The sequence below is a fragment of the Haloferax sp. Atlit-10N genome (assembly GCF_003586325.1).
GTDB lineage: Archaea > Halobacteriota > Halobacteria > Halobacteriales > Haloferacaceae > Haloferax > Haloferax prahovense.
The window spans coordinates 83,661-109,179 of sequence record NZ_PSYX01000008.1; the positions used below are offsets into that span (position 1 = coordinate 83,661).

Here is a 25,519-nt window from a genome sequence, read left to right on the forward strand (position 1 = left end):
TCTTAGTCGGGGCATCCACGAATGTATCTGGTTAGTACTTGGATAGCATCCGGTTCCATAATTATAGCTTTACCGCGACTAAGCCGGTAGCAAATGCAACCACCTGGTGTAGAAAACCCACATAATTGTATCCTATCTGGTCGAATCTGTTATTGAATGGAATTTCATTGTGGCGTGTATGCAGAAGGACCCCGACCAGAACGAACACAACCAAACCCACGATGAGCCTTCCAGCGTCGCATCGAAGATGGGACGCAGATCGTATCTGCGAATGGCCGGAGTTGCCCTCGGTACTGTCGGAGCGACCAACGCCGTCGTAGAGAACGCGTCCGCCGCCCAGACGGTCCGCGGGATTACGTTCGACAGAGTCCTCGATGCCTCCGAGTTCTGTGACACCACGGGAAGCCGTGACTGTTCGAGCGCCATCGAGGACCGCCTGACCGACGGCACCCTCATCAAGTTCCCCGCCGGCGAGTACAAGATTGCGAACAACATCTACCCCGGCGACCCCTCCAACGTCGGTCTGTACTCCGAGGATGGCGCGGTGTTCAAGATTCCGTCCGACCACCATGTCACGGCGTTCCTCAACAAGGGCGGCCGGAACGTCCTCTTCGAGGGAATCGACATCGACCAGACCGCAGACGGAGCGTTCGGCAACCTCAAGATTCTGTGCGAAGACAACGCCCAGATTCGGAACGTCGAGATTATCGGTCGCGCACCGAACGCGGACGACCGCCTCGACCAGCACATCCTCGCGGACGTCTACGACTCCAATGGCACCTCCATCATCGAGAACTTCAAAGCGACCGACGGGGGCTATCTCGGTGCGTACCGTAACAGCGCGGGGGGTATCCAAGCGACGCCCGCCCACCACGGGACGCTGAAAATCATCGACTGCCACCTCGAAGAGATGGCGAACAATGGTATTTACGCCACTCGTAACGATGGCGATATTCAGGTCGAAGGCGGTATCTACCGCAACAACGACGTCGCGCAGGTCCGTTTTATGGGTGCGAACTCGTACGTTGACGGCGCGCTCATCGAAATCGACATGGGCAAGTCCGACAACCCCGGGACCCCGAGGAAGATGCGCGGTGTCTGGGTGGAGACCAAACAGTCGAAGTTCGACGGGACGAAAAACGGCGGTTCGGTTCGGAACTGCACCATCATCGTCCGCGACTCGCCCAACAGCATCGAAGGCATCGACCTCGACGAGACCGGCGGCTATCTCGAAGTCGACAACTGCTACTTCGTCATCGACCGCGACGACACGCGTGCAATCACGGCGTACCGTCCGGAAGACAAAGCCTCGAACTACCCCAAAGCACCCAAGCCGTGGGACCTCACGGTCAGAAACTGTTCTATCACCGGGAGTGCGGCCGGTCGTGAGAGCATCAAAATCATCGGTCGCCCCGGGTCGACGGTCGAAAACACCTGCATCCAGCAGACGAACACCGGACGCGACGGCGTGACCGTTGTCGACGCGGCCGACTGTTTCGTCGGTAGTTCGACCATCAACGTCGACGGCCAGGAAGTCCGTGCGGTCGATACGAACGTCGAGACGAGCGGTATCGAAACGTCTGGTAGCTGTCCGCTCCCGGGTGAGTCGAACGATAACAATACGACCTCTGACTCAACCACGGGTTCGACGGCAGACTCCGACACCACGACGGACGCAGATGTACATGAACTCGTCATCGACGGCAACGATAGTTCGACGCTGACTTCCTACGAGTTCAGCGTCTCGGGCTCTGTCGAACAGACGGACGACCCCGGCGAAGATGACGTAAGCGGCAGCAGTGTCACGGGTGCCGTCGGTGGCGGGCTCGACAGTTTCGACTACACTGGCGAGATCACCGCGTTCAGCATCGACGGACCGGCGAAGGTCTCCGTCGACGGCGAGGAAGTCGACCCGGCCACGCTGGGTGACTCCTCGTCCTCGACGGACTCGGATTCGACGACCGATTCGGACTCCACCACCGAATCGACGACGACCCACGAGATCATCATCGACGGCGAGGGCCGGTCCGAACTGACGAACTACGAGTTCACCGTCAGTGGGTCGCTCGCGCAGACGGACGACCCCGGCGAAGACGACGTCAGCGGAACCTCGGTCGTCGGCGCTGTGGCTGGTGGCATCGACAGTTTCGACTACACTGGCGAGATTACCGCGTTCAGCATCGACGGGCCTGCGAAGGTCACCGTCGACGGCGAGGAAGTCGACCCGGCCACGCTGGGTGACTCCTCGTCCTCGACGGACTCGGAGACGGTCGAGGAGACCAGCAAAATAACCATCGACGGGATGGGAAACAACGGACTCGCCCGCTACGAGTTCACGGTGAGTGGTTCGGTCAAGCAGATTGACGACCCCGGCGAAGACGATGTGAGCGGCGGGAGCGTTTCGGGAACAACTCGCCGCGGCATCGACGAGTTCGAGTTCACCGGGAAGATAACGTCGTTCTCTCTCGTCGGCCCCGCCCGCGTCTACCTCGACGACTCGAAGGTCGACTCCCAGACGGCGTAGTGACCCACTGCGGCTGAACTAATCCTTCTTCTCCTTCTCGTTCTCTCGAAACGTCTCCCTCGTTTTGTGTTCCGTTCCCACACAGCCCGTTTCGTGTGGTTCGCACTGGCCGTAACTGACGGACTGCACGGCAGGCTCTCGTTTCGGTGAGTAAGTCACCAATAACAAAGCCCTGCGCTGTCCCTCACTTTATGACTACGTGCGGCCGCGGCGACTATCGCTCTCTCTCTCGACTGAGACCTGCGATAGCTTCCCGGTCGCGCCGCGGTGGTCCGTGCGACTACGCCCGCTTGCCGCGACGATGAAGAACCCCGATTCATGCTGGAAAACACTATCCGAGGATTGAAGGCGATGTTCGCAGCGCAGAGTATCTCGCTCCTCTCGAAGGGGCTTTTGATATTCCTCTTGACTCGCTACTTTCTCTCGCCGGACGAGTACGGACTCCTCTTTTTTGCGATATCGATACTCTCGGTCGCGCTGTTGTTTGCGAACCTCGGCCTTGCGAAGTCTGCGGCGAGATATCTCGCTGAGTACCGGAAGACCGAGCCGGCGCAAATTCCGCACATCCTCCGGTCGACGCTGAAGTACAACCTGCTTACGATACTGGTCATCACCGTCGCCGTCGTCGTCTTCAGCAACCCCATCTCCCGTCTCGTCGGGGACCCCAGAATCGCCCCTCTCCTCGCCGTCGGCGTCGGATACATCGCGTTCAGTTCGCTGAAGACGTTCGCGTCGCTGTCGTTTCAGGGATTGAACAGCGTCGACTGGAGTGCGAAAATCGACATCGTCGCCAATGTGAGTTTCCTCGTGTTCATCGTCGGTCTCCTCGTGTTTGGACTCGGTCCGCTGGGTGCAATCGTGGGCTACACGGTCGGATACGCGCTCGCCGTCATCGTCGGCTTTACCGTCTTGTACCGCAAGTTCGTCCGGCTACTTGACAACGACATCCCCGAGGAACGCGGACTCACCAGACGGATTCTCCGGTACAGCGCACCGCTCACCGTCACTCGTGGCGCGGTGATGCTCGACAGTCGAGTCGACGCCATTCTCGTCGGCTACTTCCTGAACCCCGCCGCAGTCGGTTTCTATATGCTCGGAAAGCAAATCACGGACTTCGTCATCGCTCCGGCGACGACAATCGGATTTTCCGTCTCGCCGACGTACGGCGAGCAGAAAGTGACGAACAAACTGGAACGCGCGGCGAACCTCTATGAGACGACCTTCGAGTACGTCGTCACGCTGTACGTCCCTGCGGCGGTCGGACTGGTCATCCTCGCCGAGCCGACGATCCGACTTGTCTTCGGGCAGGACTACCTCGGAGCAGTTCCGGTCGTACAGGTGTTCAGCCTCTACGTCTTCCTGCGTGCGATAGACAAGATAACGAATGACAGCCTGGACTTCGTCGGGCGTGCCGGATCACGGGCGTACGCGAAGTCGGCGACGGCAGTTGCGAACGTCGCTCTCAACGTCGCACTCATTCCGACGCTCGGTGTCGTCGGTGCCGCGCTGGCGACTGTCATCACGTACGTCTTCCTCGTCGGGTTCGAGGTGTATCTCATCTACACGGAGTTCGGCCTGTCGCTCGCTCGCCTCGCCCGGACGACCGCTATCGTCTGTCTCGTCACCCTCGGGATGGCGCTTCCAGTTCTCGCGTTCGAGCCGTTTATCTCGGGCGTCGTGAGTCTCACTGCGGCCGTCGCGCTGGGTCTCGCCATGTGGTCCGTCCTCGCGTCGGTGAGCGGACTTCTCGACTTCCGCCAGGTCGTGGGGTTGTTGCGGTGACACCTCTTTCGGCCGCTCGACGGCGTTGACCCCGATGCTCTCCGAAAGCGGGGCACGTCGGCGAGACAGGGAAACGCAACTGGAAAGCGAGCAAAAAGAGCACGGCCCGGCGGTCCCTCAGTATTGTCGGGCCGCCTCGCGGACCGCTTCGAGGAGGACCATCGTCCACTTCGACTCCTCGATGGGGACCGGCATCGGTCCTCCCGTGGCGATTGCCTCCGATTCGAGGTCGATCTGATAGTAGTGTGGGTTCGTCTGTTTGAGGTTCTTCCACCCGTCGTCGTACTTCGTCTTCAACACCGTGCTCGCGTTTTCGACAACGCCGCCGATGAGGTCTGCGGACCGTTCAACGTTGTAGCGGACCTTCGAGAGGGACGTACTCGTCGGGTCGCGTCCGACTTTCATCACCGTCTGTGAGACGAGGTCGGCCATCAACGACATCTCTTCACCGTGGACGACGACGAGTCGCTGTGGAATCGCCCCGGAAATCATCTTCACGCTGACGAGGGAGCCGGCGGTCGTCCGATATTGGATGGCGGCGTTGTCGTAGGTAAAATCGCGGTCGTACTCGCCGGCGAGGCAGGTTATCACGGAGATTGCGTCTTCGCTCTCGGGATACCCTCCCGCGTTCAACGCGAGGTAGAGCGGATGCGGAAGGCCCTCTTCGAACTCACCTCCCTCAAGTTCCATCGTCCACGAACCGCGCTGTTCGAGGTCCGGAGGGGTCAGTCCTGTGAAGATGACTTCGACGCTTCTGACCCGACCGAGATCACTGCGTCTCATCCGGTCGGTGACGGCGCGCATCGCAGGGTCGTACGCGTGCTGGTGGACCTCAGAGAACCGAACGTCGCGCTCGGCGGCGTACTCCTGTAGCTCGACGAATTCCGCTAGCGTCGTCGTGATGGGCTTTTCGATCATCACGGGGATCCCGTGGTCGAGTACTTTCTTGGCTAGCGAGACGTGGGTCTGCACCGACGTACAGATGTGGACCCAGTCGAGCTCCTCGGCGTCGAGCAGTTCGTCGATGTCGGTGTACGCTTCGATGCCATATTTGGTCGCCACGTCGGTAGCCCGTCTGGCGTCGATATCGCAGATTGCGGCGAGGTCGGTCCGCGGGTTTCGTTCGAGTGCAGAGAGATGTGTTTCGGAGACAACACCTGCACCGACGACCGCTGCCTTGATTGTCATACGTGAGGCGATATGACTGACGGGTGCATTGTTATATGGTGGATGACTGCCGAACGTGGCTTGCTAACGCCGCCGCGGAACCACGACGTCACAGGGATGGATAGGGACAACGTACGTGTCTTCTCCGGACGTCGGGCCGTTACTGCGTGACAAATCGGAGCCATTCGAGACGGCCGCCACGGGTGTCGGTGATCGCGAGTGTGTTGTCGCCGTCGACAGGTGGTGAGAAATCACCGATTTCAACACACTCGTCCGAGCTGATGACGCCGTTTCTGTCCACTCGGTACCGACTGTCTTCGATGACGACAGACGCGCCCGATTGGAAGGCACCGCCGCCGTCACGTGGCTGTCGGACATCGGGGAGGGATTCGAACTGGAGGAGACACGTGTTCGAACCCGTCTGACCGGACACCTCGACGACGTACGGATACCGCGTCGTCGCAACCGACCCCCCATCGATAGTGGTCGACACGGAGTTCGTCAGGTAGACCCCGTCGCGGTTTGCACCGGTCTGGTCGATACTGCAGTTTCGGATGACGGACCCGGGCGAGTCGTACAGTATCACGCCTGCCGCGCCGCTCGCCCGACCGCTGATTTCAACGGTATCAAGTTCAACCCAGTGTGGGGCTTCTGCGGGTTCGAACCGGCCTTGCGGTTCGAGTACGCTCCGGTTGACCGCCGGGACGTTATCGGCGTTCACCTGAATCGACGTGTCTCGAATCGTGACCGACCGACCGGTAGGGAAGATGTAGATACCGCCTTTCGAACGGGGCGTCTCTTCGATTCGAATCGTGCAGTTACGCACCTCGACACCGGGCGGTTTCTCCGTCGGTCCCTGTTCGATAGCGATACCGCGGGTGTTGAACTGCGAGTCGAGTTGCGTGAGCGGGCCGGTGTAACTGTTTAAATCGACTTCGATAGTCGCACCGTCGACGAAACTTCCGCTTCCAGAGATGCGGATACTGGCCACGTTGTTGTTGCGGTACTGGCCACCGACGACCTCGACGTCCCCCGGCGTCCGACTGGCGTAGATGCCGTTGTTGCCGAACTCTTCGAGGTGGCAGTCTTGGATGCGTATCGAGCCGAGGCTCCACGGCCCGATTGCGATACCGCCTCTCCCGTCGCCATTCTTGTAGTGCCCAATTGCGGAGCCTTGAACCGCTTTGAAACGCCGGATGAGTCCACGTCCGGTGGGTTCACTGAGTCCGGCTATCAGCGCGTGGGCGACATCTCTGTCTGGGTGTGCTCCCCGACCGAGGAACTCAACGTCATCGACCTCGAAGGCGTTTCGACAGATAACCCTGAGTCCCGCGGTGGTGTCCCGGGCGGTGATGTCGACGTCGAGTCCTCGCATTACGAACTGGTTAACCTCCCCCACGTCGACGAGATAGCCGTTGTACCCATCCGGCGGAACGAGTGAGGCGTCGCCGACTCCGACGAGGGCGATGCGCTCGAAATCGGAGATCCCGAACCGGGTTTCGAACTTGTAGGTTCCACTCGGAAATTCGAGAGCGACACCATCTCTGAGTCCCTGTTGCAACTTCGAGATGCACGGCTTTTCGCCCGTGGGATCACATCCGAGATCGTCAACGACGTTGACTCGCTCGAACTCCGCTATCTCGGGCACCGGTGACGGCGCTGGGAGAGGCGTCGGTGTCGTTGGTTCTTGCCTGGTTATACACCCAGCTACGGACGCAACAGCGACGCCGACGACCCCGAGATACGCCCGTCTATCCATTAGTATCGTGACTCGTCCGAGGTTGGTACCACAAGGATATAATTATAGAGACTAAACTTCCCGATTTGGGAGGTTCTACTGTGACCGAGTAGCGAAATTAGTGTTATAAAAATTATACTTCACAGTTAACAGAAAAGTTACAATGACCGTTCTATTCCAATCTCGCGCCAGATGTACTCGCTATCGCAGATTCGAAAAGGGCTAAGTATGGCCCGAACGAACCCGGCAGTTCTCGGGCGAGAAGTAAATCGGCTCTACTACAACCGTCTCAATCACCGGAGTTATCACCGCGACGGGGTGGACGTGCTGGCCGAAGACTGGGATAATTTGATTATTCTCGACGCCTGTCGGTACGACCTCTTCGAACAGAACAACCGACTTCCGGGCCACTTGGAAAAACGGCTTTCACGGGGGTCGCATACACGCGAGTTTCTCTGGGGGAACTTCACGAACCGAACGGTTGACGACACGGTGTACATCAGTGCGAGTCCACAGCTCTACGTCCTTCGAGACAAACTGGGTGCGACATTTCACGACATTGTTGACGTCTGGATTGAGGCAGGCTGGGACCAGACGACCGGAACCGTCCTCCCGGAGACGATGACCGAACTGGCAATCGAAGCCAGCGAGAAATTCCCAGAGAAGCGACTCATCGTCCACTATATGCAACCGCACTACCCGTTTATCAACGCGCCAGAACTCAACGCGCGATCACCGTACGACAGGGACCACTCAAAGGCGGATATCTGGGGCGAACTGATGGGGCAGAAACGAAGCGTCTCACGACACACAGTCTGGGAGGCATACCGCGAGAACCTCCGCGCCGCACTTCCCGCCGTCGAAGAACTGATGATGGCACTCCTTGGTCGGACTGTTGTCACGTCGGACCACGGGAACATGATCGGCGACCGCGCCGCACCGATTCCGATCCGCGAGTGGGGCCACCCGCCGGGGATATACACCGAGGAACTCGTCACGGTACCGTGGCTCGTCTACGACAACGGAGACCGAAGAGAAATCGTCTCGGGCGAGTCGGTCACGACCGACGCAACGGTCTCGTCAGACATCGTAACGGAACGCTTGAAGAACCTCGGCTACGTCGAGTAACGTCGGCTTCGGTGTTCCCGTCTGTTGTCGGTGAACAACGTAATTGTTTCATCTATTTCAACACACTCACCCACGGGCACCGTCTAGTTAAGGGATGAACAGGTCGAAGAGCTAGTTTCCTATGCTACTCTCAGACCTGCTCAAAGAGAGTTTAGACACTGCTACGCTTGAATGTTGGCAGCGCGAGCGGACGGCGACGTCTCAAACTCGCGTTGCGAGTTTGTGGGCTCGAAAGACGTCTTGCGTCTTTCGAACGTTCACGAGAGCAAAGCTCTCGTGCAGCCCATCAGAACGCTTCACGTTCTGAGGACGCCCGTCAGGGCGTACGCCGTCCGGCTCCACGCGACCGGGTGTTCACTCAGAGAGACAAAAGAAATTCTTCGATTATTCGACGTAGAACGCTCTCATAAAGCCGTTTGGCAATAGGTCCCTCGGCTGGCTGACAGCGGACACAACCCGCCTGAGGCGGAGCTGAATCGGGTTGCGGTCGACGAGACCGCTGTCAAAATCAATGGCGAGTGGTCTTGGTTATACGTTGCAATAGACATCGAGACAAAGCTGGTTCTTGACGTCGAATTGTTTGGACGATATGGTACTGATCCGGCTGCTGCGTTTCTCCATCGACTCTCGGAGAAACACGATCTTTCAGATGCTGTGTTTCTCGTTGATGGCTACGGATATCAGATTGCCCTCTCTCGATTAGGATTAAGTGGTTGGCTTGACTACGTCGAGCGAAACCTCATCGAAAAGTAGTTTCATACTCTCAAAATGTGAGTCGTCCGCTTCCATAATTCGTGGGGGGCAGTCATGGGAACGTCCGCAAGTGGTTCATACAATTCGCGCAATACTATAACTTCCAACGACCGCATCAAGCGCTCGATGGACGAACGCCGGTTGAGGAGGTCACTAACTAGACAGTGCCATAAATGGACACTTGTTGGTTGACGAGTTGCTGCTGAAAAACTGGCACTGAAGAGGATAAGACTACAAAATGAAAAATTCGGCTCTGTAGTTTCGCTAGACTGAGACACCACGACTGCGTTATTGCCCTAGAAAGCGAAGAGAAAGATCGGTGTGACATCTGAAATCCGTCTCTTCACTCGTGTTACGGTCGCTAAGTCTAAATCTGTTGTTACAAACCCTGACGAACCCGCCGACCCCGAAGGGGGTCGCAGTTCGCTGAGTGGGCGATGCTCACGCTGCATGCACTTTGTATCGAGCTGGGCAAATCCTACCGAGTCGCGGTGGATTTGCTCAGCAAGATGCCTGGCGTCCTCGAAGAGATTGGCCTCACGCGTCTCCCGCACTATACCGTTCTCCGCACGTGGTTCGCACGGATTCCAACCAAGACGTGGCGTGCGTTCCTCGACGCGTCGGTCAAGGAACGTACTGGCCACGCCGCCACCGACTCCACCGGCTTCGACGCTGACCAACTCAGCCGCCACTACGCCAACCGCACTAACTACCGCGTTCGAGCGCTGAAAGTCACCGCGCTCGTGGATGTCGAAACGCTGTACATCACCGACATCCACTCGACAACCTCGAAGACGCATGATGCGAAGGTCGGCCCGCAGGTCTCCCACGTTCCGGCGGGCGACCTGCGGAGCCTTGCAGCTGATCGCGGATACGACGCGAAAGTCTTCCGCAGCAAACTCCGTGAAAATGGTGTTCGACCGCTAATCAAACACAGCATCATGAACCCACTCGATCACGCCCACAACGCCCGCATGGACAGTGACCGGTACCACCAGCGATCCATGTCTGAAACTGTCTTCTCGTCAATCAAGCGCACGTTTGGCGCTGCCGTGCGTGCGCGAAGCTGGTGGCTAGAGTTCTTTGAAATGCTGCTCAAAGCTACCGTCTACAACCTCCGCCGGAGCGTGAGATATCCGTGAAATCCAGCGTCGTATACCGAAGCTACAGAGCGTGTAGTTATTTCTAACGTAGGACAGTGGAAATTCTACGGCCACCTGCGCCAGCATCCCGGAGTCGCCACAGTGGTTCAGCCGGGATCGGGTCTATTTTGACTCCCGAATACCTAAGTGGTCTCCCGTATCATTGTTCCTCATCCATGAATGACAACCGACAGCCCCTCGATACGGTCGAAGCGGTCGAGCGGGCAGTCGGTGTGATCAACGCCCTGAAGGCACTCGACGGTGCGGGAGTCACGGAGCTCGCCGAGTATCTGGGGATGTCTAAAAGCGGCGCGTACAAACAGCTCTCGACGCTGGTCAAATCCGGGTTCGTCGCCAAACACGGCAACGAGTATCGACTGAGCTATCGCTTTCTGTTGATGGGCGAGTACGTCAAGAGCAACAGTCAGCTGTATCAGATCGGTGCTGTCGAGGTGGACAAGCTCGCGGAGAAGAGCAACTACTTCGCGTATCTCACGGCACTGGGACAGGACCACGCGTACTGTATCCACACTGCACACGGTGAGGACGCGGTCGCGCCGAACCTGAGTGTCGGAAAACAGATCTCACTGCACAGTTCAGCGGCAGGTAAGGCGATGCTGGCGGAGTTGCCTGACGAACAGCGGTCCGCGCTCCTCTCACAGCCGCTCGCATCGAAGACGGAGAACACGATCACGGACCGGGACGCGCTGGCCGACGAACTCGAAACCATCCGGAACGAGGGGATCGCCTTCGAGGACGAGGAGACTGTCCCCGGGATTCGCAGCATCGGAGCCTCGATCGTTCCAGAGGGAGACGCCGTCGTTGGTGCGGTCGGTCTGTCGGGACCGGTATCGTTGCTGTCGGACGATCACTTCAGAGAGGAACTGCCGTCGCTCGTCCTCCAGACGAAGAACTTCATCGAGGTGAAGTTCTCGCTGGAGTCGAGAGACCCACTTGCTGAGGGCTCTCATATCCCGCGAGATTTCTACTAGTGTTCTGTCCGCTCCCCGACCGACCTACGGGGTGAAGATGACCTTCTGAGTCTCCCGGTTGTCGAACTTCCTGAACGCCTCCTGGACGCTCTCCTCTTCGAGGGGATACTCGTGAGAGATGATCTGGGCGGCGCGGTCGTTTCCGATCTTGTTGACGATGAAATCAGCGATCTCCGGCCACTCCCACGTCCGGAAGTACCACGACCCTATGTAGTTGACCTTCTTGTGGATGAGGTCCTCACTGGGGTTCAGCGTCACCTCATCGGTCTCGCCGATCTGGGCGAATGTCCCGTTCTTCTTGACGAGATCGAAGCCCATCTCGATCCCGGGCTGAGCGCCCGAGCAGTCGACGACGAGGTCGAGGCCGCGACCGTCGGTGATCTCGTCGGTGCGCTCCTGTGCGTCCTCTTCGCTCGGGTCGATAGCGTATTCGGCACCGAGGTTGAGCCCCTTCTCGCGGCGGTGGTCGACGAGTTCGTACACGACGACGTCTGCGCCCATCGCATCGGCGTTGAGAACACCAGCAAGCCCCATCGGACCGAGACCGATGATGCCGACGGTGTCGGTCCCGTTGACGTTACACTCGTTGAGGGTACTGTAGAGGTTCCCAAGCGCGTCCGTCGCAATGGCACCGACTCCCATGCTCATCTCGTCGGGCATCAGGTGACAGGTTGACGCGGGGGTGACGAGCTCCTCCGCGTCACCCCCGTGCCGGTCGAATCCGAGGATTTCGACGTCGGGGCAGAGGTTCGGTTCTCCACGTTGACAGTACTCACAGTGCTCGCAGCCCGCGAAGCAGTTGATCGCGACGCGATCGCCCTCGGAGAGGTGGTCGACGTTGGATCCGACTTCGACGATCGTCCCGGCCGGTTCGTGGCCGGGGATGACCTCACCAGCCGGCTTGCTGCCGACGAGTGGGTTTCCGTTGTAGAGACTCATGTCGCTTCGGCACAGTGCCGCCGCTCCGATGTCGACACGAACCTCGTCGGTTCCGAGGGATCCGCGATCCCATTCCTGTACGTACGCTTCTCTGTCGCCGGGAAGTGATACTCCTTTCATGTTTATGTTGTAGTTGTGGTTTGCTTGATTCATTTACGCAAGTGCTTCGATCGCTGACGAGAGGTTGCTCCGATCGACTTCGTACACTGGTCCATTACCCACGATGTAAGTGTACTGCACCAAACCGGATTCTTCTAATTCGTCGATATTTTCGTAAAACGTTTCGAGGTCGAGTCCAGCCTGTTTGCAGATACGCGACGGGTTGAGTTCGTACCCTGCTTCACGGATTAGGACCGACAGAATCCCCGACTGAGCGGGGTCTTTTAGCGTGTGGCCGAGGGATTCACCGATATCACTTTGCGCGGTTGTGGGATTACTCATCCACGACACCTCCGTCTGCAGCGGTGTCTCCGTGCCACTGCGCTGCCATTCGATTCGCTTCTTCGATGTGATCGGTGATTACGTCGTATTCGGTTTCGTACGGGTCCAGAAAACCGGTTTCGCTCGTTTCGATGTCGCCTCGCTCGGAATCGTCCCACTGTTCGATAACACCACAATGGTGCCAGCCGAGCATGTACGGCTGTTCGAGGCTCTTTCGAACGTACTGTTGGTACGCCTCACCGACTTCTTCATCTGTGTCGAAGTGATAGCCTTTCGACCCTGTCATGGATTGTTCGTCTCTGACGACGCTGAACGACCCGTCGCCGTTGACAATCGGGTTCCCTGTCTTCTCATAGATTCGCTTGACCTTCTCGTGGTGGGCCTCGAAAGGTTCGTATTTCTGGATGAGTGTGACATCGACGTACTCTTCGAGGAACGGGAAGAGCCACTCTGGGATGAAGTTCTGTTTATCACCCAGAATGAGGTGCTTGTCGTCGTACTGGCGGATGTACTCCTCGTGAAGTCCGTACCAGCGGTCGGCAGCACCTTCCATCAGCTTTAGCAGGTCCTCGTAGACCGACTCGTCGTCGTTAGGATCGAACCAATCTTTCGTTTCGGCTAGGTCGTCCCACGAGTCTGCGTCGATATTATAGACGTCTACGACCTCACTTGCGCTGTGGTAAGTGTCCTGTAGAATTTCGATCCAGCGCTGCTTGCCGGCAGCGTCGGCGTCCATCTGAATGATTGCCGTCGCCCACGGGAAAATAAACGTGTGCTCGTCGTAATCGCGCTGCTCGTCCGGGCGGAGTTGCCACCACGGTAGGTCGGCGTAGAAGTAACCCAACAGGTTCTCTTCCGCGCGATGCTTCAGACAGACCTGTTCAACTCGATGCGCGACGTCACGTTCGAACTCGTCGGAGAACGGGTCCGGGAACGGACCGAACAGTTTGAACGCGTTCTCCTGTACCTGTTTCCACGACGCGATGGGCGCCGTATTCATCGGCGCAACGTAGTAGATATCGTCGGCGTAGTACTGGTGAGGAACTCCCGCTTGCACGTGTCGTCCGAACGAATTGAAGCCGAGTGCGGTCACCTTCTCGACGATGGTCTCGATCCAGTCTTTGGCGGCATCGCCGTACGGGTTGAACGTGTCGTACATCGTCGTGAAGTCCTCTCCGTGGCGTTTGAGGGTTTCCGCTTTGTTGTACGATCCGAGCCAAAGGTGTGGCTCGATATGATTGACACCCAACGTAACAAACTTGTCACCATCGGGACCGACGAACCACCACGTTCCGTCGGTCTGTTCAACTGTTACGACATCTTCCGGTACCTCGCTGGTGTCCCTATTGTTACCTAACACCATACAATAGTGTTTAATTGTAACTATATAAATCCTTTGGTGTTGGGGAATCATAAAATATTTGTATTATTGTTCGTTCAAGATGTCGAGACACACTAACTGGAACCATCTCGACTGGTTCGCCTTCTGTCCGACACCTCGTCAGGTGACCGAGTTAGTCGTCGAGGTGAACGCGGTCTTCAGCCCGTGGATGGGCGATCAACGATGGGCTGGCTACGAGCTGCTTCGTCCTCTTCCCATCATCATCCCAACTAACTCGTCGTCAGTTACTCCTTCCAGGTCTTCCACGCCTATCAGGCGCCCTGACGCAAGTACTGCGGCACGGTCGGCAACCTCGAAGATGTTTTCAAGGTTGTGGCTGATGAGGATGATCGTCACTCCTTGGTCTCTAAGCCGTTTGATGAGCTCGAGTATCCGCCTCGTTGCTTCGATAGAGAGTGCGCTCGTTGGCTCGTCCATTATTACGATCTCTGGATCCGATTGGAGCGCTCGCGCGATTGCGACGCTTTGCTGTTCTCCACCGGAGAAGTTCTTAACTTCGCTCCGCGGATTCAGATCTAATTCTAGTCGGGAGAGCAGTTCACGTGACTCGGCATCCATCCGATCGTCGTCCACAAAGTTTAGCAAGCGGCCGAGGGGCCCCTCAAGTAAGATTTCGTTCCCCAGGTAGATATTCTCGGCAACCGTTCGGTTGGGGGCAATAGCGAGGTCCTGATAGACAGTTTCGATTCCCATCTCCTCGGCATCGTTGTAGTCTTTGAGGTCGACCTGTTCACCGTTGATGTATATCTCACCACTCGTTCTCTGGAGAACGCCGCTCAATATTTTGATCAGCGTCGATTTACCGGCACCGTTGTCTCCAAGGAGAGCAAAGACCTCGTTCTCTCTGATGCTGAACGAGACGTCCTCGAGTGCCTGAACTTGTCCGAACTGTTTCGACAGGTTTTCGACTCGAATTATCTCACTCATAGCCAACCACCCTCTTGATCCTTGGCCCGAATCACAACCGCAACGATGATCACGATGCCTCGAATGAGTTGTTGCCAACTCGAACCATAGCCCAAGAGTACGAGGCCGTTATCGATTACACTAATCAGCAGCGCCCCCAGAATCGTCCCGAGGACTGTCCCTCGACCACCGAACAACGATGTACCACCAATAATCACAGCCGCGATCACTGCCAGTTCGATGCCTCCTCCCATCCCTGGCCGAGCGACACCAAGCCGACCGATGAACAGGAGGCCGGCGATACCCGCACAGAGTCCTGCCAACGCGAGCGTTAGAACTTTTACTTTGTTCGTGTTGATACCGGAATATCTCGCTGCTTGTTCCGAATCACCGGTCGCATACACGTGTCTCCCGAACTTTGTCTTCCAGAGAATCACCGCTGCGACGACCGAAAGCCCGAGTGCCCAGATGACCAGATTCGGCAGCCCAGCGAGGCTCCCACCGAACACCGACGTTATATTCTCGTTTCGCACGATCACCGTGGACTGAGCGGATGCGATGAACGCTCCTCCGCGGGTTACTCCGAGCATGCCAATAGTGACGATGAACGACGGAATACCGAACCGGACGGTGATGAGGCCGTTCAGTATCCCGAACGTAAGACCGACGGCGAGCGCAACGAGGACGCCAGCGATCGCACCGAACTCGTTGATAGTCAAGCCCGCAAGAACGCCACTAAAGGCCATGATGCCGCCGATGGATACGTCTATCTCCGCGCTCACGATGACGTACGTCATTCCCAGCGCCAGGACGATGACGATCGAAGTCGCTCGGATGATATTAACGAAGTTTCCAACGGAGAGGAACACCGGGCTTACAACGGTGAAGAAGGCACCCAGAACGACGATCGCCGCGGCTAAGAGCCCGAGTTCCCCTACTCTACTGACGGTGTTCTCGATGATCCGTCCGAAAGTGGATTTCTCTTTTATTGCCATGTGTGTGGTTCTCTCGTCAATCGTCACTGGAAGTGTTTAGTGACTTCTTCCGGAGGTTCTTCGCGGATGATATTTTCATACATCTCTAACAAGTTCTGGCGTGCAACAGCCGGTGACGGGAGCGCGACGTAGGGTGGCGTCTCTTTACCGAGGAGCCCTTTCGCCATCAGATCCACCTCTGCGAGACCTTGCGCGAACGGTTGCTGTGAGCCAACGCCCTTCAACGGGGAACGCTCCGCCATCAGTACAGCACCACGTCGACCCAGGTCGCAGGACACGACGGGTATGTCCATCCCTTGTTCTTCGAGGGCCTGGACCGCCTGTGCACCGGGGGGGTCCACCCACGGCGCCCAGAGTCCGACTGCGTCGGGGTTCGCAGTGAGCGCGTTCTGTGCGAGCGACGTCACGTTTCCGGGATCGGTGAACCCGAACGTTTCGAGCTGATAGTCGTCGTTCGACTCGAGGACGCTCTTCATTCCGGCTTCCCGTTCGTCGACGACGTAGAAGGGCACGTCGAATTCGAGCACGATGATCTTACCGCCGTCGACGAGCGATTCCAACATCCGACCGCCAATCAATCCCATCGCTCGGTTATCAGCAGCTACCACCCCCGTATAATCTTCTGGATGCTCGAATCCATCAGGGACGTTGTCCATGAAAACCAGTTCTTTGCCGGCATCGGCGACGGCGCGATACGCTCCTGTTGTCGCCGCAGTATCGACGGGAATCGAGAAGACTCCATCGACGTCGGGTTTCTGGGCAATCGTTTGGAGCATATTGCTCTGTTGTTCAGGATCGAAGTCTGGATACTGGACGCCTGTTATTTCGATTCCTAACTCGTTACACCGTTGTCTGATAGCTTTCTCTTGCAGTCGGACCCACGTGTCTTGCTTGAACTGGAAGACGATTTCGACGGAGTAGTCTCCCTCCTGAATCTCTTTGACTTCTTCGTCGGTGAGTTCGACCGAACTGGGGGGGCTAGCGTTACTACCGAACGGTCCCTCTCCAACGAGTTCGTCCGGTTCGATCGCGTCAAGGTCGAACAGTACCTCGCCCGAACTGTCGCTTCCGCTGCTGTCACCGGAGTTGTCGCCTCCGTTGCTCCCGCCCCCGCTGCCTACACAGCCTGCGAGGCCGACGCCGAGACCAGTTGCACCGAGAGCTCTCATGAACCGACGACGACTGTGATTATCTCTCATGTTAAGCTTTCACAACGAGTACTGTTTTGTACAGTTACTTATAATTGTCGACTGTGTCAGAGCGTGACGCGAGTAGATGTATATCTCTCGGTTCTAGCACGAACATCCATCGAAAACGGCGTCTTCTGTCCGAACGTCACCCTTCGAACGTCGAACACGCCACCCTCCACAAAATCTATTAGTACACACAGAAATGAGAGCACAATGAGAACAATTCTGTCGGGGAATCCAATCGGAAAGGGCCCGAATGGCACGGCCCCACAACCCGCTGAAAGCGTCGAACTCACACCCGCAGACGTTGAAGCGATCCGTGCCGGTGAGTACACGGCCGCTATCGTCTTCCACTACCTCAAGACCGACTACGTCAGACTCCAGCGGATGGGTCTGGAAGAACGGTTCGGGGAGCTCGGTATTGAGATCGAGGGCATCTACAACCCGGAGTTCGACACGAGTAAACAGGCCGAGATCCTCGAGTCACTCGCCGAACGGGACATCGACGCGCTCGTCTCGATCCCCATCGATCAGGTTGCGACGGCCGACGCGTACCGCACCGTCGCCGAATCCGGAACGGACATCGTCTTCATCGACAACGTCCCGCAGGGGTTCGAGCATCCGCGAGACTACGCGGGGACCGTCTCCTCGGACAACAGAGGGCTCGGTATCTTCGCCGGGCGGATCCTCCGCGATACGCTCTCGTCGGGACAGGTCGGCATCGTCAAGTTCAACGCGCCGTTCTACGTGACGTCCGAGCGTGAACAAGGGGCGCGCGACATTCTGGAAGCTGCCAATAGTATCGAACTCATCGCCGAGACCGGGTTCACAGATCCCGACGACGTCTATCAGCGCACCCAGGAACTGCTCGTTGCCAACCCCGACATCGAGGGGCTGTTCGTCAGCTGGGGTGACCCACCGGGGACGCAGGCCGCGGCAGCCGCCCTCGACCTGGGCATGGACGACATCGCCATCACGACTACGGGCCTGAGCATTGAGACGGCGACGAACATCGCGCGAAACGGCCCCATCAAGGCCACAGGCGCGCAATTCCCGTACCAACAGGGACACATCGAAGCCAACATGATCGGGAATTCGCTCCTCGCGAACAGCACTCCACCGTTCATCGCCTCCGGTGTGCTCCCGATCCATCACGGCAATCTGCTCGATCTCTACCCGACGTACTTTCAGGAAGAGGCACCGGAAGAGATCAGGTCACACTACGAGTGAGTTGTCGGTCGCTCCCGGCGTGCGTTCTCCCCTCTCCACCGCGGTTCAGTACCCGATTCTGTAACGTGAAATTACACATCTAAGTCTGTAATGCATTCGTTACACACGTACGTCTGTAATACACTCGTTACACACGTACGTCTGTAATACACCCATCTACACGAGCTGAACGATACACGAGTCGTGATTCGACACGGCGGTCCACCGGTAGGAGTGGCGACAGCGGCGTGTTGCAGATGATTACAGCATTACTGGTAATCAATTCGTTCCAACGGGCTACTCGCTATCCCGATTCTGTGCCCCTCAGCAACGCTCAGGGTGTTTTTTCAGCGGATGACTGGGTCGTGTGTGAGCTGTTTCCACTGGGAGAACGCGATTCATCTTTTGGGGATCCGCTCGGATCTGTGGTGAGACACGTTTCGGCAGAATATCACCGTTGTTCGTGTGGTTGTATGGTATCAGTTACCGTCCGACCTGGGTTTCCCACTGGAGAACGCAGCGATTTATTGGACTCGTTCGACTCGTCACGTGAGGGCGTGTACTTCGGTTTCGTCGGTGTTGAGTGCGATCTTCGGTCCGGTGGCACCGCTCTGTGCTTTCGCACCGAGAAAACGCCTGCAAAAACAGTGGATAGTAACGACAGTCGATGCGATACATCCGTAACCCCTCCGCAAAAACCGTCTCGGGCGCCGTTCTGTGACACCGACCAGTCCGTGTGTTGTTCCCGGAGTGGCGTGGGAGCGCCCTGTCAGCCGACGACGTCCTCTCCACTCCTCGGCGTCATCTGGTCGTCCGGCATCTGCTGCGTTCGGAACGCGTCGCCGGTCGCCGGATCAAACAGGTGTAGGTGATCCGGCGGGAACCGCATCGCGACTGTCTGTCCGGTGGTGAACACCCGCTTCCCCTCGACCGTGGCAGTCACGTCGGTGTCGCCGACGGAGAGGTAGACGTACGAGAGATCACCCATCGGTTCGACGACGTCGACAGTCGCCGCCAGGGTTTCCGTCTCGTCGTTCGGTTCAGCTTCGATCACGACGTCTTCCGGTCGAACACCGAGGACGACCCGTTCCATCCCCACGACTGTATCGCGCAGCGTCGCGGGAATCGGTAGGCTGAACGCGTCGTGTTCGAACGTGTTCTCGGTGATCGCCCCCTCGAGGAAGTTCATCGAAGGCGAGCCGATGAAGCTCGCGACGAACTGATTGGCCGGCTGGTAGTAACACTCGAGAGGGCTTCCGATCTGCTGGAGTTCTCCGTCGTTCAGGACGGCGATACGGTCGGCCATCGTCATCGCTTCCGTCTGGTCGTGTGTGACGTAGACGGTCGTGGTCCCCAGTTCCTCCTGGAGGCTCTGGAGTTCGGTCCGCATCTCTGTCCGGAGCTTGGCGTCGAGGTTCGAGAGTGGCTCGTCCATCAGGAAGAGGGCGGGGTCACGGACGATGGCTCGTCCCAGGGCAACACGTTGTTGCTGCCCACCGGAGAGCTCTCCGGGCCGCTTGTCGAGGAGGTCTTCGATGCCCATGAGTGAGGCCGTCGTCGTCACCCGGTCTTCAATCTCCGCGTCGGCGTAGGCCGTCGACATCCTCAGACCGAACGACATGTTCCCGCGGGCAGTCATGTGGGGGTACAGCGCGTAGTTCTGGAACACCATCGCGATGTTGCGCTCGCTCGCGCCCTGGTCTGTGACTCGCTCACCGCCGATGTAGATGTCGCCGTCTGTCACCGATTCGAGCCCGGCGATACACCGGAGAGTCGTCGACTTCCCACAGCCCGACGGCCCCACGAGGACGAGAAACTCACCGTCGTGGATCTCGATGTCCATGTCGGAAACCGCAACAATATCCGATCCATCGTCGTCGTACACCTTCAAGATGCCGTCGACAGTGACGAACGCCATCGTCACTCCAGCATCGCCGTGAGGTTCTGTCTGGTGGTGACGAACGCCATCGTCACTCCAGCATCGCCGTGAGGTTCTGTCTGGTGGTGAGCGCCGCCTCGTCGGGGTTGAGGTGACCACCAAAGATCTCGGCCGTGTAGTGGCCGTCGTAGCCGATGTCATCCAGCTTCTCGAACATCGCCTGGAACGAGAGGCTCCCCTCACCCGGCGGGAGGCGGTCGGTGTCGGCAAGGTGCAGGTGGACGAGGTCGTCTGCTAGCTCCTCCACGTAGATGGCTGGTGACTCACCACGGTGGGCGGCGTGTGCCGTGTCCATCATCGCCCCGGCGTTCGGAGAGTCCACCTCGTCGAGCAGGCGCAACTGGTCCTGCGTCGTCTCAATGAGGTTGACGTCCGCAGCGTTCGCCTCAATGGCGACCGTCTTGTCCATCCGTTCTGCGGCCTCCAGGATGTCGTTCAAAACGGCACGCTGGTTCGCCCAGGCGTCCTCGTAGCGCTGTCCCTGGAGCCGCCAACCGCCGACCCAGATCACGATATCGCTGTCGAATGCCTCTGCCACATCGAGGCAGCCGAGGTAGTGTTCACGCGCCGCCTCGCGTTCGACTTCGAGCGAGCTGGCCGGGTTCGGCCCGGGGCCGCCACCCAGTGCCGGGCAGATGCTCGACACCGTCAAGTCGCTCGCGTCGAGGCACTCCTGGATCGACGCCTGCCGCTCCTCGTCCATGTACTGCGGCCAGGCGTGGGGTGATGCCGCTCCGAACTCGATGGAGTCGAATCCAGCGGCGTCGATGTGATCGATCGTGTCTTCGAGCGTGTAGCTCGGCGTCCAAACCGGGAAACTGGCGTAGAGCCAGGTATTGATGCCTATGCTAACCATGGCAGATTCTACATGACTGCTCATCCTATTTAAAAATTCGGCAACAAAACGTGTTGCACCAAAACAGATATATACCCAACTACTGATCTCTGTATCATGCTACCGAGTGACAGCCAGCGCGCAGCAGAGAGTATTATCAATCGCCGCGTACGTCGCTCCGTTCGATTGCGTCGAGCACCCGCTGGATCGCGAGGTCGTCAGCGACGCTCGCTGTGGACGCCGTCGTGTCCAACACTCCCGCCTCGCGGATGTCGTGGTCAGAAGTCGTGGCGCCCCCACCGAGACTCGAGCGTATCTGAAACCGATTATTCGGCTAACAGGACGGTCAGTAGGTCACCCTGCATCGCGGGTCGAAGTTCAGGACCGTGTTAATGTCGACCTCGAGTCCACCAGACTACGGCGGCTTCGAGCCACGACTCTTCGGTCGGCACTGTCTAGTTAGTAACCTCCTCAACGGGCGTTCGCCGTCCGCTCACGCTCCCAAATTTCTTCTAAATCCACCGCAAAGCACTCGCTGAGCAGGTCTGCGAGCATTCTAACCAATTCACTCAACGACCTGCTCGTACCTCAAACTGGCTTAACTAGACAGTGCCGAGTTTGTGGAAATTTAGTATAGCGGTATAAACTATATATCAATTATACCCCTCAACAGCCACACTTTACTAATCGCGGTTGTGTATGAACCACTCCCGCATCAGCCAAAGTGTTGCTTCACTATGGTATAGTCAGTGAATAATGAAAATTCCATATTCAGAATCACACCAGTATAGAGCGAGAGGGTTACTCCCCGGTGAGCGGGCGCGAATTCGGAGGCTGACTCCCAGGGTTCGAGCGTTGAAGAGATAGCTTCAGACGAAGGGACGAGAGGGCTCGTTACAAGTAGTCCTAAGCCTCAACGACAACGAACTCCTCGACATCGGTATCACCTGCAATACCATCTATGACCGTTGATCTTACCAGACAAGTGACTCTATTGAAGTTCCCAGTTACTGGTAGCTTGTTGAGGCTGTGCTGAAATCAGGTCCCATATTGGCTATCTGGCTCGCTGTTGGAGGTGGACGGGTGAGCTGGCTAATCAGATTCTTTTCTGAGTGTGAGCGATACAACACACTGCCGCTTCACACTCATGAACTCGGTTGCTGTATCATTATGTTTCTCAAGTAGATTTCAACAAATCCTAACAGGTAGCCATATCAAATGTCACTGTACTTGAATTTCAACGAACGAAGGTATATAATGCAGTAGTCCATCGTATGCACCAAATGGGAACTAGACAGAGAGAAGACACTTATTCGAAAGAACGTGTCGAGGGCCTACTGGATCAACCTCTAAAATCGAATGCCGACATGGCCGTCGACGCTATTGAACTCGCAGAAAATATTGATGTTCTCAAATTCCTTATCGAAGATCACAAGATCGATGTAGTTCATAATCAAGAAAATGGACTAGGCGAAGTACGCAGGGCAGTCCTCGAATCAGATAAGGCCCCAAACTCGCTGAAACAGAAAGTAGCCACACGAGGGGACGACACAACCAAACTCGAGAGCCTTGTGCCTGAAGCTGTAAAGAAGTCGGCTCTCGGAGCTTTAGAAGCTGGAAAGCCAGTCGTGTTGTACGGACCAACCGGTACAGGGAAAACCACGTTCGCCAAACAATTGGCCCTCGAAACCAGCGTCGGATACACGTTGGAGACAGCATCGCCTTCATGGACTAAACAAGATATCATAGGCCGGGTCGAACCGAACTACAACGAAGACACAATCAGCTATAGAAAAGAACCGGGCTGCGTCTCTGAAGCAGTACTTAGATCCCGTGACTTCGATGCGCCCTACTCGGTTATCATCGACGAACTTACTCGGGCAGATATCTCAAAAATCTTCGGACCGCTCTACACCGCGATTGAAAATAAGCACCAGACAATCTTCACCACTGACGACGGTCGGACAATCGAGTTAGACCCTGAAGTCAATATCATCTGCACGATGAATATGTCCGACCGGACCGTCAACGAACTCGACAATGCGATCACTCGCCGGTTCGCGATGATAGAGGTGTCCGAGTACAAGGAGGACGATAGACGAGAACTCTTTTCGACTTGGACTGCCCAATATCTCTACGACTCAACCGCGGTGAAATCCGGAGAACTGCAGGAACTGTTTGAGGAGGATTACACCCGATTAAATGGAGTCAACACGGACGATGGTAAAGACGGGATTCAGCAGTTCGGCCCGATGCATTACGAGGACGTTGCGAAGTTCATCGGTCAAACCACGAAAGCCGGAGGAGTCTACGAGGAAGACCCTCAGCTTGCGGTCGGTGAGGCTTTCCGGACGTATATTGTTCCACGGCTGTTGAATTCTGCGACCTACTCACAGGTCAACAAACTTGTCGAACACTATGAAAAACTGGATGACGAGTTCGATTTCGATCTGTCTAGAGCTACTGAATTGGTGCAGTCAGAATTGGCATCCGAAGAGCAGAGGATGGGGACGTAGAGGAGATGAGCAGTAGGGCCCTCCCGAACCGGGTCGTGATCCGGGAGCAGAACAAGAAGACGATCGAGGACTGTCCGCCAGAGATAGGTAAGCAGCTTCAGCGGGCAGCATTCGATAAGATTGCAGCCAATGAGTTTGAGAAAACTCGGACAACGAGGGACGGCAAAGACAGTAGAAAAGTAGTAACAGCGACCATCGAAGGCGACTCTCTCACAATCTCTGTAGAGGATATCATTGGAGTAGTGAACCTGACTCCGACTTCCAAACTACAGATTAACCCGAAGATAGGTTGGGAAGACATCCTCGAGATGTTTCTCGCTATTCAACGACGAAACCGCTCTCTCCAGTATCACGGTATTCCGATCGACGACTTCCTATCTGAGGACATTGAGATTGATGACATATTCGTTGTAATCGCAATCAATTACCTCAACAGCCTACGGCCGATCCACAGAAACGGCTTTATTCGGTGTTTCGAGAACCGGGAGTATGACGCAGTCACAGGGCGTGGAAGAATCGATGTCGAGGAAAGCCTGTTGAACAAAGCTCGGGGAATCCAGAAGCATAGATTCGTTGAGAAGGATATCGACTACGGTACACCGTCAAACAGTCTAATATACACGGCTGGGAAGCAACTTCTCAGGCTCTTTCAAGATGCCTCGAGCGACCACAGCCACGAACAGTACTTCCAGATATTCAGTTCGCTAAGAGAAGAGGTCCGTAACTTGGAGGACTTGGGTGTCTCCACAAGCGAGATCGATTTGACGCGGATGAAGCAGACACAAATAACGGATCTTCCGAGACAGAGGAGGTACTACGAGGACGCTGTGAAGACATCGAAGACCATCATCTCATCTACCACAGGTCAGTCTCTCGAATCCGGTACAGAAAACCTCACTATCGACTTCATCCTCGACATGGACCAGGTCTTCGAGACATTCACTCAGCTAACGCTCGAGCAGGAGGCTGAACGGTTGAACAAGTTGGAGCTGAGTAATGTTGAGGGCGACGTATCGGTCGAAGAAGAACCCACTTTGCAGGTATACAACGATGACACGGTTGCGACGTACAGACCTGACCACGTTCTCAAAGAAACAGGAAACGTAGTTGCAGTGCTTGACAGCAAGTACTTTTCAGAACACCTTGACCCATCCCAGAGGAAAGCTGTTCGTACTCGGATGCTCAGCTACGCATTTCTTCTAGATACAACAGAGATGGCTTTCGTCGCTCCATTTGGAGACTCTCTCTCCCGCGACTTAGAACTGAGAGATGGGAAAATCAGTTTGGTACGTCCGGGAGAAGAGTTCAGCATTCCGAGCTTCCGTGAGGCGGTGCGGGCGTATCTAGAATCTCACTTCCACATTGTCCGTCCGATAGAAGATCTCCGAGATGAAATTGATCCTCCTATTGCTCATGCGGAGATATCCTTCGTGGATCTCGATAGCTTGGAGAACTATGATCAGTTGAACATGGATGAGGCGCAAAAAAGCCTGTTTGCCAGTAAGATTCGAAAGTCCGTCATTCAAGAATCCGATGAAGTCGCCCGTTTCGACAATCTCTCGAAGTCGAATCGCCACGACCTTCTGAACCATATCAAAGATGAAATGGTAATTGGCAGCGACTACAATTTCACTATCCCGACATTCGTTGAATCAATAAGTGGTGAGGTACTGGAGGGAGCGGACGACGACTGGGAGGGAGAGGCCATTAAGTATACTAACGTCAGAGTCGTAAAAGGCGAAATCAAAGAGTTCTCAGAGCCACAGTTCATCCAGCTCAAGTGGTGATGCGGAAGCAGTGCTGAATAGAGCGCGCGAGTAGGGTACGGAGGACTGATCCCGACGAACGATAGAGCTATACAGTAACTTTATGGCCCAGCCGGGATCCAGTTCCACGCTGTGTCTGAGTCAGAATCAAAAAG

Annotated in this window: 17 protein-coding genes and 4 pseudogenes; 10 read left to right on the forward strand and 11 right to left on the reverse strand. The window is 56.6% G+C overall.

Annotated features, from left to right (window positions below):
• Positions 1-271 precede the first annotated feature (271 nt).
• Positions 272-2,524: a hypothetical protein gene (locus C5B91_RS18410; protein WP_147298776.1), complete on the forward strand. Its 2,253-nt coding sequence runs from the start codon at positions 272-274 to the stop codon at positions 2,522-2,524.
• 351 nt (positions 2,525-2,875) lie between these two features.
• Positions 2,876-4,306: a flippase gene (locus tag C5B91_RS18415; protein ID WP_199519514.1), complete on the forward strand. Its 1,431-nt coding sequence runs from the start codon at positions 2,876-2,878 to the stop codon at positions 4,304-4,306.
• Between the two features lie 117 nt (positions 4,307-4,423).
• Here C5B91_RS18415 and C5B91_RS18420 read toward each other — a convergent pair whose 3' ends face one another.
• Both C5B91_RS18420 and C5B91_RS18425 read right to left on the reverse strand, forming a co-directional pair.
• A complete protein-coding gene (locus tag C5B91_RS18420) occupies positions 4,424-5,494 on the reverse strand; it encodes a Gfo/Idh/MocA family protein (protein WP_115819478.1) in 1,071 nt (356 codons plus the stop codon).
• Positions 5,495-5,633: 139 nt separating this feature from the next.
• Positions 5,634-6,848 (reverse strand): hypothetical protein, encoded by a 1,215-nt coding sequence (locus tag C5B91_RS18425; RefSeq protein ID WP_147298777.1) that lies wholly within the window; start codon positions 6,846-6,848, stop codon positions 5,634-5,636.
• Between the two features lie 591 nt (positions 6,849-7,439).
• Here C5B91_RS18425 and C5B91_RS18430 point away from each other — a divergent pair.
• From C5B91_RS18430 to C5B91_RS18450, 5 genes and pseudogenes are all read left to right on the forward strand, one after another.
• Positions 7,440-8,339, forward strand: coding sequence for a hypothetical protein (locus C5B91_RS18430; RefSeq protein ID WP_233547711.1), 900 nt, complete (start codon positions 7,440-7,442; stop codon positions 8,337-8,339).
• Positions 8,340-8,460: 121 nt separating this feature from the next.
• Positions 8,461-8,553 (forward strand): annotated as a pseudogene (locus C5B91_RS18435) (IS6 family transposase); the annotation flags it as partial.
• Positions 8,554-8,615: 62 nt separating this feature from the next.
• Positions 8,616-9,253, forward strand: a pseudogene (locus C5B91_RS18440) (IS6 family transposase).
• Between the two features lie 160 nt (positions 9,254-9,413).
• A pseudogene (locus tag C5B91_RS18445) lies at positions 9,414-10,234 on the forward strand (IS5 family transposase).
• A 128-nt stretch (positions 10,235-10,362) separates the two neighbouring features.
• The gene (locus tag C5B91_RS18450; RefSeq protein ID WP_233547713.1) at positions 10,363-11,226 is read left to right on the forward strand and encodes an IclR family transcriptional regulator; all 864 of its coding nucleotides are present in this window, start codon (positions 10,363-10,365) and stop codon (positions 11,224-11,226) included.
• Between the two features lie 24 nt (positions 11,227-11,250).
• On the opposite strand, the gene C5B91_RS18455 is transcribed toward C5B91_RS18450, so the two are convergent.
• The 6 genes from C5B91_RS18455 to C5B91_RS18480 all read right to left on the reverse strand — a co-directional run bounded on the left by C5B91_RS18455 (position 11,251) and on the right by C5B91_RS18480 (position 17,078).
• Positions 11,251-12,318, reverse strand: coding sequence for a zinc-binding dehydrogenase (locus C5B91_RS18455; RefSeq protein WP_233514209.1), 1,068 nt, complete (start codon positions 12,316-12,318; stop codon positions 11,251-11,253).
• Positions 12,319-12,606, reverse strand: a complete 288-nt coding sequence (locus C5B91_RS18460; RefSeq protein ID WP_115819482.1) for a helix-turn-helix transcriptional regulator — start codon at positions 12,604-12,606, stop codon at positions 12,319-12,321. It lies immediately after the preceding gene.
• Positions 12,599-13,969 carry a beta-agarase gene (locus C5B91_RS18465; RefSeq protein ID WP_115819483.1) on the reverse strand — a complete coding sequence of 457 codons (1,371 nt, stop codon included), beginning with the start codon at positions 13,967-13,969 and terminating at the stop codon, positions 12,599-12,601. Before C5B91_RS18465 ends, C5B91_RS18460 begins: the two co-directional genes overlap by 8 nt.
• Positions 13,970-14,179: 210 nt before the next feature.
• Positions 14,180-14,935: an ATP-binding cassette domain-containing protein gene (locus C5B91_RS18470; RefSeq protein ID WP_115819484.1), complete on the reverse strand. Its 756-nt coding sequence runs from the start codon at positions 14,933-14,935 to the stop codon at positions 14,180-14,182.
• Positions 14,932-15,936, reverse strand: a complete 1,005-nt coding sequence (locus tag C5B91_RS18475) for an ABC transporter permease (RefSeq protein ID WP_233514210.1) — start codon at positions 15,934-15,936, stop codon at positions 14,932-14,934. Before C5B91_RS18475 ends, C5B91_RS18470 begins: the two co-directional genes overlap by 4 nt.
• Entirely contained in the window at positions 15,933-17,078 is a 1,146-nt protein-coding gene (locus C5B91_RS18480; protein ID WP_158544176.1) for a substrate-binding domain-containing protein, read from the reverse strand. The genes C5B91_RS18475 and C5B91_RS18480 overlap by 4 nt, the downstream gene beginning before the upstream one ends.
• A gap of 93 nt (positions 17,079-17,171) precedes the next feature.
• Here C5B91_RS18480 and C5B91_RS18485 point away from each other — a divergent pair, with 93 nt between their 5' ends.
• Positions 17,172-18,329, forward strand: a complete 1,158-nt coding sequence (locus C5B91_RS18485; RefSeq protein WP_233547715.1) for a substrate-binding domain-containing protein — start codon at positions 17,172-17,174, stop codon at positions 18,327-18,329.
• A 748-nt stretch (positions 18,330-19,077) separates the two neighbouring features.
• Here C5B91_RS18485 and C5B91_RS18490 read toward each other — a convergent pair.
• From C5B91_RS18490 to C5B91_RS18500, 3 genes and pseudogenes are all read right to left on the reverse strand, one after another.
• Positions 19,078-20,226, reverse strand: coding sequence for an ABC transporter ATP-binding protein (locus tag C5B91_RS18490; protein ID WP_115819487.1), 1,149 nt, complete (start codon positions 20,224-20,226; stop codon positions 19,078-19,080).
• 52 nt (positions 20,227-20,278) lie between these two features.
• Positions 20,279-21,103: a sugar phosphate isomerase/epimerase gene (locus C5B91_RS18495; protein WP_158544177.1), complete on the reverse strand. Its 825-nt coding sequence runs from the start codon at positions 21,101-21,103 to the stop codon at positions 20,279-20,281.
• Positions 21,104-21,568: 465 nt separating this feature from the next.
• A pseudogene (locus C5B91_RS18500) lies at positions 21,569-21,637 on the reverse strand (IS6 family transposase); the annotation flags it as partial.
• 728 nt (positions 21,638-22,365) lie between these two features.
• Here C5B91_RS18500 and C5B91_RS18505 point away from each other — a divergent pair.
• Together C5B91_RS18505 and C5B91_RS18510 are read left to right on the forward strand one after the other, a co-directional pair.
• On the forward strand, positions 22,366-23,598 hold the full coding sequence (locus C5B91_RS18505; protein ID WP_115819489.1) for an AAA family ATPase: 1,233 nt from the start codon (positions 22,366-22,368) through the stop codon (positions 23,596-23,598).
• A gap of 5 nt (positions 23,599-23,603) precedes the next feature.
• Positions 23,604-25,385, forward strand: coding sequence for a hypothetical protein (locus C5B91_RS18510; protein WP_115819490.1), 1,782 nt, complete (start codon positions 23,604-23,606; stop codon positions 25,383-25,385).
• The last annotated feature ends 134 nt before the right edge of the window (positions 25,386-25,519 follow it).

What these genes read in the sequence shown, in the direction of transcription:
- C5B91_RS18410 (WP_147298776.1), top strand. Translation starts at nt 272, where the DNA reads ATGGCCGGAGTTGCCCTCGGTACTGTCGGAGCGACCAACGCCGTCGTA.
- C5B91_RS18415 (WP_199519514.1), top strand. Translation starts at nt 2,876, where the DNA reads ATGTTCGCAGCGCAGAGTATCTCGCTCCTCTCGAAGGGGCTTTTGATA.
- C5B91_RS18420 (WP_115819478.1), bottom strand. Translation starts at nt 5,494, where the DNA reads ATGACAATCAAGGCAGCGGTCGTCGGTGCAGGTGTTGTCTCCGAAACA.
- C5B91_RS18425 (WP_147298777.1), bottom strand. Translation starts at nt 6,848, where the DNA reads ATGCGAGGACTCGACGTCGACATCACCGCCCGGGACACCACCGCGGGA.
- C5B91_RS18430 (WP_233547711.1), top strand. Translation starts at nt 7,440, where the DNA reads ATGGCCCGAACGAACCCGGCAGTTCTCGGGCGAGAAGTAAATCGGCTC.
- C5B91_RS18455 (WP_233514209.1), bottom strand. Translation starts at nt 12,318, where the DNA reads ATGAATCAAGCAAACCACAACTACAACATAAACATGAAAGGAGTATCA.
- C5B91_RS18460 (WP_115819482.1), bottom strand. Translation starts at nt 12,606, where the DNA reads ATGAGTAATCCCACAACCGCGCAAAGTGATATCGGTGAATCCCTCGGC.
- C5B91_RS18465 (WP_115819483.1), bottom strand. Translation starts at nt 13,969, where the DNA reads ATGGTGTTAGGTAACAATAGGGACACCAGCGAGGTACCGGAAGATGTC.
- C5B91_RS18470 (WP_115819484.1), bottom strand. Translation starts at nt 14,935, where the DNA reads ATGAGTGAGATAATTCGAGTCGAAAACCTGTCGAAACAGTTCGGACAA.
- C5B91_RS18480 (WP_158544176.1), bottom strand. Translation starts at nt 17,078, where the DNA reads ATGAGAGCTCTCGGTGCAACTGGTCTCGGCGTCGGCCTCGCAGGCTGT.
- C5B91_RS18490 (WP_115819487.1), bottom strand. Translation starts at nt 20,226, where the DNA reads ATGGCGTTCGTCACTGTCGACGGCATCTTGAAGGTGTACGACGACGAT.
- C5B91_RS18495 (WP_158544177.1), bottom strand. Translation starts at nt 21,103, where the DNA reads ATGGTTAGCATAGGCATCAATACCTGGCTCTACGCCAGTTTCCCGGTT.
- C5B91_RS18505 (WP_115819489.1), top strand. Translation starts at nt 22,366, where the DNA reads ATGGGAACTAGACAGAGAGAAGACACTTATTCGAAAGAACGTGTCGAG.
- C5B91_RS18510 (WP_115819490.1), top strand. Translation starts at nt 23,604, where the DNA reads ATGAGCAGTAGGGCCCTCCCGAACCGGGTCGTGATCCGGGAGCAGAAC.